This window comes from Streptomyces sp. NPDC019531 (assembly GCF_044903305.1).
In the GTDB taxonomy this organism is placed as follows: Bacteria; Actinomycetota; Actinomycetes; order Streptomycetales; family Streptomycetaceae; genus Streptomyces.
Genome location: NZ_JBJDQL010000013.1, coordinates 1 through 11,422, shown reverse-complemented (window position 1 = coordinate 11,422; position 11,422 = coordinate 1). Strand labels below are relative to the sequence as shown.

Sequence of the window (11,422 nt, the reverse complement as noted above, 5' to 3'; positions counted from 1 at the left end):
GCGGGGGGCGGGCGGGGGGTGATGTGCCGCGGGGGGGGGGGGGGGGGGCGGGCGGGCCCCGCCCCCCACCGCCCTCCCGCGTGCGGCTCGGACTCGCTCAGTCGGTGTCGCTGAGCTGCTTCAGGGCCGCGCGCAGCGGCTCCAGGCCGCGGGCGCGCTTGGTGCCGCGGTCGCGGGCGTGCACCAGGGGCTTCCAGAAGCGGGCGTCCAGCAGGGTCTCCGGCTTGACCGCGATGGTGCGCTCCAGGATCGTCTCCGGCACCTTCTGCGGGTCGGGGACGTTGAACTCCGCCATGATCTCGTCGTACTTGTCCTGGAGGACCGTGTTGGTCGGGTCGGCGCCGAAGACGACGAGCTGACCGGTGGGCTCGGTGTCGACGAGGACCGTGACCAGGTCGGGCCGGTAGCGGTTCAGGATCTCGATCAGCTTGTAGACGTCGCCGGTCCAGGCGTCGGTGTGCCGGTCGCGGGCGGCCTCGTCCACGTTGCGCGGCAGCATGTCGTCGAAGACGATCACGCTGGACCAGTCCGAGTGCTTCTCGACGTTGATGAAGTCGCGCAACGCGTACTCGAAGAGGTGCATACCGTCGATGAACGACAGATCGAGGGTGACGTCCCGCCAGTAGCCGAAGGGGCTGCGGTTGCGGGCGATGTTGCGCAGCGGGTGGCGACCGCCCTTCAGGTGCTGGAGCGGGTTCTCGCGGGCGAAGAAGTCGTCACTCGTGGCCTTGGCCAGGTGAACGTCGCAGCGGATCTCCGTGACCACCTTGAAGGCGGGGTCGATCGCGATGCTCGGCACCCGGGAGAACGTCAGACTGCGGCCGTCGTTGACGCCGATCTCCAGGTAGTTCCGGTTCGCGCTGGCCTCGTGGAGTCCCCGAAGGAACTCATGACGTTTCACTGGGAAGTCTCCTTGCGGATATGTGGCAGTGCTTCGTGCAGGGCGGACCGCCGGACCCGGGGCGAGGCCGGCCGACCTCGGTCCACCGGACGTGCCCGAGGGCACGGGAGGCGGCGTGCGGTGCGGGCCTGACAAGGGCCTCGCTGCTGGTGGGGGCACGTTCGATCCGGATGGACCGAGTGCGCGCCGAGGTACCGGAGCACGTCCCCCGTCGGTTCGTACCGGCTGCCCTCGCCGGAACGTGTGACGTGGAACATACCGTGCCGGACGCTCTCATGGCAGGGCTTGGCGGTGGAGAGCATGATCCTTTCGGCGGCGGTGGCCGTGTCGCGCCGGAAGGTCATGAGGGGATCCGCACCTTGCTGTGGTCTCCGGGGACGACGCGGTGGGCCCTCGGCGGGGAGAACTCGACCTGGCCGGCCACGGCCCGGCAGTTCTCCGTCATGGAGGCGAAGGGGCCGACGCGGGAGTCGCGCACGTGGGTGCAGGCCCCGCTGGCGGCGGGCTCCACATCCGGTGGGTTGGCCACGCTCGCGCCCACCTCGACGACGCCCCGGAGGTCGCTCTCGGGCTGCTCCCGCATCTCCTCCAGGCCGGTCACCCGGCCGTCCGGGCCGAGTCCCGCGCCGCTGAGTAAGCGCGGGTCCTGGATCCGGGTGAGCGGGATCCGGGCGTCGGGACGGCCCAGGCGGAACTCGTCGACGGGGTTGGTGACGCAGTTGTCGCCGACGACCCCGCCGACCTGCGGGATCCCCGCGACGGCAACGGATTGGCGGCCGTGGAACAGGACGGCCTTGTCGGCGACGGGCACCAGCTGTTCGGCCGAGGCGTGCATGATCGGCCGCAACCGGCTACCGGCCCCGCCGGACAGCACGAGAGCCTTCATCTGCGTCACCTTAGCCCGGATCCGGAAGAACCGGCCATGGCAGGCGGGTGACTTGAGGGTGACGTGCCGTGAACGCCCGGTCCTCGCCGGGGAGGTTCAGTCCTCGCCGCGGAAGATGTTGCCCTCCCCCGTCTGTGCCGTGGTGGCTCCACCCCGGTCCTCGACCGCAGGCAGGCAGGTCCGCAGGTCTCCCTTGCCGTGCAGGCGGCGGGTCCTCGACCAGCCTGTCTCGGGCCGGCGTGCGACGGGTTTCTCAACGGTCTGCGGGGTCACGGCGGTTCACCGTCCTTCCATGCTGTCGCTCCGGGTCCCCCTTGGGCGCCGGAGCAAACGGGCCGGGAGGCCCGTCAGGGCACCGGTTACGGACAGGTGTTCGCAGGGGATGCGGCACCCCGGACCTTGACGACCTGTCGAACCGGTTTTCCCCGCTCAGATGTTGGGCCGGGCCACGCTGATGTCGCCGAGGGCCGATCCGGGGTCGCGTTCCATGGCCGCGTCACCGAGAGCGACGATGCCGACGGGGTGGCCGTCCGCCACGACCGGGATCCGGCGTACGGCGTGCTCCCGCATGAGCGCGATGGCGTGGTCCAGGTCGTCCTCGGGACCGACCGTCACCAGGTCGTCGCTGCACGCGCCGGCCACGGTGGTCTGGTCGGGGTCGCCGCCTTCGGCGAGGGAGCGCACGACGAGGTCGCGGTCGGTGACCAGGCCGCGCAGTGCGTCACCGTCGGTGACGAGGACGGCGCCGAGGTCCTGGTCGCGCATGAGCCGGGCGACGGCCGTCACGGAGGTCTGCGGTTCCACGGTGACGGGAGCGCTGGTCATGATGTCACTGACGTGCTGGGTCATGACGTACCTCTCTCCGCTGGGATGGTGCGCCCCGGGTACCCCGCCTCAGCCGTCGAGTGCGATTTCGCTCCACACCTGTTTGCCGCCGCTGACGGGGACGGTGCCCCAGGCCGCCGACACGGCCTCGACCAGGAGGATGCCGCGGCCTCCGGTGGCCGCCCAGCCGATGTTGGTGGGCTTGGCGGGGGTGCGGGGCGAGGCGTCGGCCACGGAGACCCGCAGGCGCCGGCCCACCAGGGTGAGGTCGAGGCGGACCTGGCCGTCGGTGTGCACGAGCGCGTTGGTGACCAGTTCGGAGACGACGAGCAGGACGGTGTCCAGGGTGTCCTGGGGGACCCCCCAGACGCGCAGGGTGCGCCGGGTGAAGCGGCGGGCGTGGCGGGCGGCCTCCGGGACCCGCCAGACGGTCCAGGTCTCCCTGAGCGGTTGGGTGGCCATGCCGTCGTAGCGCAGCAGGAGCAGGGCGACGTCGTCGCTGCGGCGGGCACCTCCGAGCAGGGCGTCGGCGACGAGGCCGAGGTGGGCGGGGTCGGAGACGGCGAGTTCGTGGGCGAACCGGTCCATGCCCTCGTCGATGTCGGCCTCGGTGGACTCGACGAGGCCGTCGGTGGTGAGGGCGACCAGGGTGCCGGGGCTCAGCCGTAGCGGGGACATCGGGAAATCGGCCTGGGCCAGCACGCCGAGCGGGGGGCCGCCCCCGGCCTCGGCGATGTCCGTGGTGCCGTCGGGATGGCGCAGGACCGGCGGCAGGTGGCCGGCCCGGACGCACCAGGCGGTGCCCTCCTCCATGTCGAGGTCGATGTAGGTGCAGGTGGCGAAGAGGTCGGTCTCCAGATCCATGAGGAGGCGGTTGGCGTGGGCGACGACGACGTCCGGGGGGTGGCCCTCGACGGCGTAGGCGCGCAGGGCCGTGCGCATCTGACCCATCAGGGTGGCGGCGGGCGCGCTGTGGCCCTGCACGTCGCCGATGACGAGGGCGACGTGGTTGTCGGGCAGTGGGATCACGTCGTACCAGTCGCCGCCGAGTTCCAGGCCCGCGGTGCTGGGCAGATAGCGGGCGACGGCGGTCGCGCCGGACAGTTCGGGCAGTCGGCGGGGCAGCAGCTGGCGCTGGAGCATGCCGACGAGTTCGTGCTCGGCGTCGAGGGCGTGGGCGCGTGTCAGGGCCTGTCCGGCGAGGCCGGCGGAGGCGGTGAGCAGGGCGCGTTCGTCGGGGCCGAAGTGGTGCGGGGCGTCCCAGCCGATCAGGCAGGCGCCGGCCATGCGGCCCGCGGCGGGCAGCGGCAGGACGGCGAGGCCGCCGGGGCCGACGTCGGCGAGGGCGGGTTCCAGGACGGTGTCCGCCGGCCAGATCTGGGCGCGGCCCTCGCGCAGGGCGGTGGCCAGGGTGGGCATGGCCCGCACGGGTGCCTCGGGCCATTCGCTGCGCCACTCCAGGCGCCACAGCTCGGGCCAGGACTCGGGTTCGGGCGGGTCCAGGACGGTGACGACGAGCCGTTCGTTCTCCAGCTCGGCGAGCGCGATGCGGTCGGCCCTGAGCGGGGCGCGCAGGGCGGAGACGACGGCCTGGCTGACGTCGCGGACGGTGCCCGCCATGGCGAGGGCGGCGGCCAGGCGCTGCACCCGGGCCACGTCGGTGACGTCGGAGCGCAGGGTGGAGGCGTCGTCGACGGTGCCCATGAGCCGGGCGGGGCGGCCCTCTCCGCCGGGCAGCATGCGGCCGCGGAGCCTGAGCCACCTGGGCGGCCCCGAGGGCCGCAGGACGCGGAACTCCAGCTCGCGGTCGCCGAGGGACATGTGTCCCGCCTCGAACAGGGACATCAGCGAGGGCAGGTCCTCGGGAACGGTCAGCCCGAGCAGGGTCTCGACCTTGCCGTCGAAGTCGGTCCGGCTGATGCCGAACAGCTCCAGGATCTCGTCGCCGATCTCGATACGGCCGGTGTCCATGGCGAGGCTGAACGCGTCGGAGCCCAGTTCCCCGCCCTCCGATGCCACCGCCGGGGCGGGGCAGACGATCGCGTCGGCGATCAGTTCGAGACACTTGCGGTCCTCGTCGTCGAAGCCGCCCGGGTCCTCGGTGACTGCGAGCAGACAGGCCCGGCCGTCGTCGCCGGGCGCGGGCAGCACGGCCAGGTGGAAGTCCCGCTGGGGCGCTCGGCGGGATTCGGCGCAGGCGGCGAGTTCCTCCGGGCCGAGGAAAACCGGCCGTCCGGAGCGGCGCGCGTCGGCCGGCGGGGAGCCTCCCGAGCTCGGATAGCTGTCGCGCAGCCCGTACACCGCCCGGGGGACGCCGGCCGACTCGACGAGGCACAGCAGGTCGCCGTCCTCGCCGGGCGTGTACACGGCGGCGAGGGTGGCCCCGGCGAAGACGAGGGCCTGCTCGAGTACGCGGCGCAGCCGATCGGTCGATTCGGGACCGTCGAGGAGCGAGGTCAGGGCGCTTTCGGCGCGCAAGGTTCGCGCTCTGCGTCCCGCAGCGTCCTCAGTCACCACGTCCGCCATTACAGCGCTTATACGGCACCTGCGCAGCCCCTGTGAGCGTTCCGTGGAACATCTGCGGCGGCCACGCTCGAAACTCACCGAACAATTCTTGACGCATGCGTTCCGCACGGTGGTCTCGTGACAGCCGTGACTGTCCGTGCCCGTCGACCCACTGGAAGGCTCATTGCCGGGCCACGGAGGGGGACGAATGGACAAGCGCTACGAGGTGTACGCGCTCGCCGACAGACACTTCTACGAGACGCCCGACCGGATCTCCGCGGGCGAGGCACCCGTCTACGCGACGGCACGCCGTGACGTGCCCGAGGGCTGGGACGCGGCACGGATCGGGGACTGGCTGACGCTGACGCCGCTCGGCCCGGACGGAAAACCGGTGCCGGGTCCTTCGCAGGGCTGGAAGATCCACGCCTCGGCCACCCGGGCGAACGCGGAGCGGATCGCCGCGATCGTGTGGGACTACTGCGTGCCGCGGCGCATCTCGTTCAAGTTCGTGCCGGGCCCGCATCTGCTGCATCTGCGCAACACCAAGTACGCGGCCCGCGACACCAGCGGCAAGTTCGTCACGATCTACCCGGCCGACGAGGAGCAGCTGCACGAGGTGCTGCGGGAGCTGGGCAAGCTCCTGGAGGGCTTCGACGGGCCGTACATCCTGACCGATCTGCGCTGGTACGAGGGTCCGCTACACGTCCGCTACGGCGCGTTCGCACGGACCTTCGTGGTCGACGAGCGGGGCTCCCTGGTCCCGGCGGTACGCAACGGCGAGGGCACCCTGGTGCCGGACAGGCGGGCGCCGTCCTTCCAGGTGCCCGAGTGGGTGACGCTGCCCGCCTTCCTGGAACCGCATCTCGCGGCCCGCAACACCACGACGGTGGGCGAGCTGCCCTACCGGATCGAGAAGGCGCTGCACTTCTCCAACGGCGGCGGGGTCTACCAGGGGACCGACACCCGGGACGGGCGCAAGGTCGTCCTCAAGGAGGGCCGGCCGCACGCGGGGCTCGCCGCCGACGGGGCGGACGCGATCGCCCGTCTGGAGCGGGAAAAGGACGCCCTGGAGCGGGTGGCGGGGACGGGTGTGGTGCCCGAGGTACGTGATTGGTTCACGCTCGGCGACCACCGGTTCCTGGTCATGGACTTCCTGGAGGGTCGCCCGCTGAACTCGTTCTTCGCCGAGCGGCATCCGCTGCTCACCCCGGACCCCGACCCGAAGGCGGTCGCCGACTACACGGCGTGGGCCGTACGTGTCCACGGGGCCGTCGAGCGGGCGGTGGAGGCGGTGCACGCGCGCGGGATCGTCTTCAACGACCTGCACGTCTTCAACATCATGGTCGGCCCCGACGAGCAGTCGGTGTCCCTGCTCGACTTCGAGGCGGCGGCGCCGGTCGAGGAGAACGGCCGCCAGGTCGTCGCCCACCCCGGCTTCTTCGCCCCGCCGGACCGCAAGGGCATCGACGTCGACCGCTACGCGCTGGCCTGTCTGCGGCTCGCCCTGTTCCTGCCGGTCACCACGCTGTTCGTGGTCGACCGGGACAAGGCGGCCCATCTGGCCGAGGTGATCCTCCGTCAGTTCCCGGACGTGCCGAAGGAGTTCCTCGACGAGGCGGTCGCGGAGATCACCCGGGAGATCGCAACGCGGAACCCTGCGGGCATCGGCGGCGAGCGTACGGCCTTGGAGGCCCCGGCGTCCTTCGTCGAGCCCGGTGACTGGCCCCACAGCCGTGACTCCATGAGCAAGGCGCTCCTCGCCTCGGCCACACCGGAGCGCGAGGACCGGCTCTTCCCCGGTGACATCACGCAGTTCAACGACGGCGGCGGCCTCGGGCTCGCGCACGGCGCGGCCGGGGTGCTGTACGCGCTGGACGCGGTCGGCGCCGAGCGGTACGAGGAGGGTGAGCGCTGGCTCCTGGCCCGCACCGCGCCCCCGCCGACGGGCACACCGCTTGGGCTCTACGACGGTCTCGCGGGCGTCGCCCACGTCCTGGACCGGCTCGGCCACCGGCAGCGCGCCCTCGATCTGGTCGAGCGTGTCCTCGCCGAGAGGTGGCAGAACCTCTCCTCCGACCTGCACGGGGGCCTCGCAGGACTAGGCCTGGTCCTCGGTGAACTGGCCCGTACGACCGGCGAGTCGACGCTGCGGGACTGTGCCGCCGAGGCCGCCGACGTCCTCGTACGACGACTCGCGCAGCCCCTTCCCGACAGTCCCAAGCGCCGGGCCGGGCTGCTGCGCGGGTGGACCGGGCCCGCGCTCTTCCTGCTGCGGCAGTACGAACGCACCGGTGAGCCCCTGCTGTTGAGGGCTGCCGAAGTGGCGCTGCGGCGGGACCTGGAGTGCTGTGTGACGCACCCGAGCGGCTCGCTGGAGGTCGACGAGGGCTGGCGGACGCTGCCGTACCTCGGTGAGGGCAGCGCGGGCATCGGGCTGGTCCTGGACGACTACCTCGCCCAAGGAGCCGACACCGAGGGGGAGTTCGAGCGGGCGCGGGTCGGGATCCTGACTGCCGCCACCAGCCGCTTCTACGTACAGCCCGGTCTCTTCCAGGGCCGCGCCGGGATGATCCTGCACCTCGCCCGCACGGACACGCCCGGCGCGAGCAGTAAGCGGATCGCCGAACAGATCGACGGACTCGGCTGGCTCGCCATGGACTACCAGGGTCAACTTGCCTTCCCCGGCCACCAGATGATGCGGCTGTCGATGGACCTGGGCACCGGAACGGCAGGGTGCCTGCTCGCGCTCGACGCGGCCCACGCGGCCCCCGACAGCCCCACCACCGCACACCTGCCGTTCCTGCCGCCGCTCGGGCGGCCCCACATACGCGGTTCCGCGACCTGATGGAGCCGTGACCCAACCCCGTCCCCACGGGTGGACGACACCGAAGAGAGGAAAACGAGATGGCACTTCTCGACCTGCAGACGATGGAGTCCGACGAGCACACCGGCGGCGCCGCCAACAGCACCCTCAGCCTGCTGTCCTGCGTCAGCGCGGCGAGCGTGACGCTCTGTCTCTGACAGGCATCGTGCGCCCATGGCTCCGGGCGGTCCGCTCCCGCGAGGGAGGGGCCGCCCGGGGTTCTGCACACCTTTGGAAGGCCGCCGTATGACGACTCGCACGGCGGGGTCCGGTCCGCTGGGCCCGGCCCCCGCCCGCTGTCTGGTGCTGTGTCTGGTGAGCACGGTCGCGACCGGCGCCGGACTGCTGCTGCCCGCCGCCCTGGGCCGCACCCTCGACCTGCTTCTCGCGCAGGACCCGGCGACCCGCTGGGTGCTGTACTGCGCCGGGCTTGTCCTGCTGCTCGCCCTGCTCGACGCGTCGGAGACCGTCCTCGGCGGCACGGTCGACGCCCGCACCACCGCCTGGCTGCGCCGCCGCCTCACCGGTCACGTCCTGGCCGTCGGCCCGCGCGCCACGTCCCGCTTCGGGCCCGGAGACCTCGTCGCCCGCCTCGTCGGCAACGCCGCCCAGGCCGGCACGGCACCGACCGCCCGTGCCGCCATGGTCGCAGCCCTCGCCGGACCGGTCGGCGCTGTGGTGGCCCTCGGACTCATCTCCCCCTGGCTCGCTGCCGTGTTCCTGGCCGGAGCACCGGTGCTCGCCGTCCTGCTGCGTGCCTTCGCCCGGGACACCAGGGAGTGCGTGACGCGCTATCAGGCGGTGCAGGGACGGATCGCGCAGGCGCTCACGGAGGCCGTCGGCGGCCACCGCACCATCCAGGCGGCCGGTACGGCGGACCGTGAGACGGCCCGCATCCTGCGTCCGCTGCCCGAGTTGTCTGAGGCCGGTCACCGCATGTGGCGGATCCAGGGTCGGGCCTCGGGCCAGTCCGTCGCCGTGGCCCCGCTGCTCCAACTCGGTGTCGTCGCCGTGGCCGGGGTCCTGCTCGCCCGGCACCGGGTGACGGTGGGCGAGGTCCTCGCCGCGTCCCGCTACGCGGTCCTCGCGGCCGGCGTCGGCGTCCTGGTGGGACAGCTCGCCGGACTGGCCCGCGCCCGGGCGGCGGCCGGGCGGTTGGACGAGGTCCTCGCGCAGTCCCCGGTCGAGTACGGCGAACGCCCCCTGCCCCCCGGACCGGGGCGGCTGGAGCTGCGTGGCGTCACTGTCCGGCGCGGTGGACGTGCCGTGCTGGACGGGGTCGACCTCGTCGTGCCCGGTGGGACGACGCTCGCGGTGGTGGGACGGTCCGGGGCGGGCAAGTCGCTGCTCGCCGCGGTCGCCGGACGGCTCACCGACCCTGATGCCGGGGAGGTCCTGCTCGACGGGGTCCCGCTGCGCGACCTCAGGCACGACGAACTGCGCGGGGCGATCGGCCATGCCTTCGAACGTCCCGCCCTGCTCGGCGGCACCATCGAGGAGGAGATCGGAATCGCCCTCCCGTCCCCCTCCCCCTCCCCCGCCCGCGTCCGCCAGGCCGCCCGCACGGCCCACGCGGACGACTTCGTACGACGGCTGCCCGCCGGTTACGACACCCTCGTCGCCGACGCCCCGCGCTCCGGCGGCGAGTCCCAACGGCTCGGCCTGGCCCGGGCGTTCGCCCACGGCGGCCGTCTGCTGATCCTCGATGACGCTCTGTCCAGTCTGGACACGGTGACGGAAGCACGGATCGCCGGGGCCCTGGTGAGCGGCGGGACGGGCGGCACCCGGCTCCTGGTCGCCCACCGCGCCGCCACGGCGGCCCGCGCGGACGCGGTGGCCTGGCTGGACGGGGGGCGGGTGCGGGCGGTGGGGCCGCACGAGGAGCTGTGGGGGGTGGCGGACTACCGGGGGGTGTTCGCAGACGGGGCGGATGCCTCGGACGGGGGCCGTCATGAGTCGGGGCCGTCATGAGCGAGGGACCGAGCACGGTCCGGAGGGCACCGTGACCGACGGGGTCCACGCACGCGGTCTCCGCTTCCTGCGAGCCCGGTGGCGGGTGCTGACCCGGCTCGGCGCATGGTCCGTACTGGAGACCGCGCAGACCTTCCTCACCGGGTACGCGCCCGCCCGCGCCCTGGACGAGGGGTTTCTGGCCGGGCGGCCCGGCGTCGGACTCGGCTGGCTGGGGGTGGCCGGGCTCGGAGTGCTCGTCGGCGCCTACGGGACGGTACGGGTGTACGCCGCCGTCGCCGCGTTGGTCGAGCCGCTGCGGGACGTGCTGGTCGAGCGGGTGGTCGAACGCGGCGTGCGAGAGGCTGACGCGGGGGCGCTGTCCGGGCTGACCCAGCAGGTCGAGATCGCGCGGGACACGTTCGCCGGGCTGGTGCTGGTGTCCCGTTCGTTCGTGTTCACGGCCGTCGGTGCCGTCGTGGGACTCGCCTCGCTCAGCCCGCTGCTCCTGCTGGTCGTGGGGCCGCCGCTGGCCGCCGGACTGGGCCTGTTCGCGGCCACCCTGCGGCCGCTGGCCCGTCGCCAGGAGTGCTTCCTCCGCGCCGACGAGGCACTCGCCGACGGTCTCGGCAGGGTCTGCCCCGGGCTGCGGGACATCACGGCGGCCGGCGCGGAGGAACGCGTCGCCGCCGACATGGGCCGACTTGTCGACACCGAACAGCGGGCCGCGTACTCCCTCGCCCACTGGTCCCTCCTGCGCGTGGCCTCCCTCGCCCTGGGCGGTCAACTCCCGATCGTCCTCCTCCTGGCCTGCGCCCCCTGGCTCCTGGCCCGGGGCGTCACCCCGGGCGCCCTGGTCGGCGCCCTCGCCTACGTCACCCAGTCCCTGCTGCCCGCCCTGCGCGACCTGGTCCACGGCCTGGGCACCAGCGGGTCGAGGCTGGTCGTGGTCCTACGGCGGCTGGTCCGCGAGCCCGCCGACGAGTCAGGTACCGCGGGCCACAGGCCGCAGCCCGCCGCAAAGCCGGACGCACGAACGGCACCACGCACCCCGAGGCGCCCACCAGCCCCCTCGGCCACCCCCGAGAACCGCACGCACGCCCTGCCCCCCACCACCCAGCCCGACACACGAACGGCACCACGCAGCCCGAACCGCCCACCCGGCAGCCCGGCCACCTCCGAGAGCGGAACCCAGGCCGTACCCCCGGGCGCCGCCCCGGAGCCGGACGGTCCGGCCGTCGAAACCTGCGACAGCCTCGCCCGTGCCAGGCCCGGTGACCGGCACGGGGAGCCGGTCCGCCGCCTCGGGCCAGGCCCCGCGGCACGGCCGACAGCCCACGCTTCCGACACCTGGCCCAGCGGGACCGCCCCCCGACGCCCCGCACCCGACACCGCGGTCCGAACGTCCCTCGGCCGCGCCACCCAAGCCCCCCCCCCCCCCCCCACCCCACACGAAACCCAGCCCCTCAACCCCAGGAAACAGCCGGCCGAG

The 11,422-nt window shown here is 73.2% G+C and carries 8 protein-coding genes and 1 pseudogene; 4 read left to right on the top strand and 5 right to left on the bottom strand.

Annotation, left to right across the window (positions count from 1 at the left end):
- Window positions 1–97: 97 nt before the first annotated feature.
- The 5 genes from ACI2L1_RS17695 to ACI2L1_RS17675 form a co-directional block, all read right to left on the bottom strand.
- Window positions 98–901 (bottom strand): class I SAM-dependent methyltransferase, encoded by an 804-nt coding sequence (locus ACI2L1_RS17695; protein ID WP_404740234.1) that lies wholly within the window; start codon window positions 899–901, stop codon window positions 98–100.
- A 340-nt stretch (window positions 902–1,241) separates the two neighbouring features.
- Window positions 1,242–1,787, bottom strand: coding sequence for a sugar phosphate nucleotidyltransferase (locus ACI2L1_RS17690; protein WP_404740233.1), 546 nt, complete (start codon window positions 1,785–1,787; stop codon window positions 1,242–1,244).
- A gap of 96 nt (window positions 1,788–1,883) precedes the next feature.
- A complete protein-coding gene (locus tag ACI2L1_RS17685) occupies window positions 1,884–2,060 on the bottom strand; it encodes a hypothetical protein (RefSeq protein WP_404740232.1) in 177 nt (58 codons plus the stop codon).
- 156 nt (window positions 2,061–2,216) lie between these two features.
- Window positions 2,217–2,636, bottom strand: coding sequence for a CBS domain-containing protein (locus ACI2L1_RS17680; protein ID WP_404740231.1), 420 nt, complete (start codon window positions 2,634–2,636; stop codon window positions 2,217–2,219).
- A gap of 45 nt (window positions 2,637–2,681) precedes the next feature.
- Window positions 2,682–5,129, bottom strand: coding sequence for a SpoIIE family protein phosphatase (locus ACI2L1_RS17675; protein WP_404740230.1), 2,448 nt, complete (start codon window positions 5,127–5,129; stop codon window positions 2,682–2,684).
- A 196-nt stretch (window positions 5,130–5,325) separates the two neighbouring features.
- On the opposite strand from ACI2L1_RS17675, the gene lanKC reads away from it, so the two are divergent.
- From lanKC to ACI2L1_RS17655, 4 genes and pseudogenes are all read left to right on the top strand, one after another.
- Window positions 5,326–7,962, top strand: coding sequence for a class III lanthionine synthetase LanKC (gene lanKC, locus ACI2L1_RS17670; RefSeq protein ID WP_404740229.1), 2,637 nt, complete (start codon window positions 5,326–5,328; stop codon window positions 7,960–7,962).
- Window positions 7,963–8,021: 59 nt separating this feature from the next.
- Entirely contained in the window at window positions 8,022–8,138 is a 117-nt protein-coding gene (locus ACI2L1_RS17665; RefSeq protein ID WP_404740228.1) for a SapB/AmfS family lanthipeptide, read from the top strand.
- 88 nt (window positions 8,139–8,226) lie between these two features.
- Window positions 8,227–9,951, top strand: coding sequence for an ABC transporter ATP-binding protein (locus tag ACI2L1_RS17660; protein WP_404740227.1), 1,725 nt, complete (start codon window positions 8,227–8,229; stop codon window positions 9,949–9,951).
- Window positions 9,932–11,422: pseudogene (locus ACI2L1_RS17655) on the top strand (hypothetical protein); the annotation flags it as partial. The gene ACI2L1_RS17660 and the pseudogene ACI2L1_RS17655, both read left to right, overlap by 20 nt.

Excerpts from the sequence above, each read along its gene's own strand:
- ACI2L1_RS17680 (WP_404740231.1), bottom strand. The coding sequence starts at position 2,636 with ATGACCCAGCACGTCAGTGACATCATGACCAGCGCTCCCGTCACCGTG.
- lanKC (WP_404740229.1), top strand. The coding sequence starts at position 5,326 with ATGGACAAGCGCTACGAGGTGTACGCGCTCGCCGACAGACACTTCTAC.
- ACI2L1_RS17690 (WP_404740233.1), bottom strand. The coding sequence starts at position 1,787 with ATGAAGGCTCTCGTGCTGTCCGGCGGGGCCGGTAGCCGGTTGCGGCCG.
- ACI2L1_RS17660 (WP_404740227.1), top strand. The coding sequence starts at position 8,227 with ATGACGACTCGCACGGCGGGGTCCGGTCCGCTGGGCCCGGCCCCCGCC.
- ACI2L1_RS17665 (WP_404740228.1), top strand. The coding sequence starts at position 8,022 with ATGGCACTTCTCGACCTGCAGACGATGGAGTCCGACGAGCACACCGGC.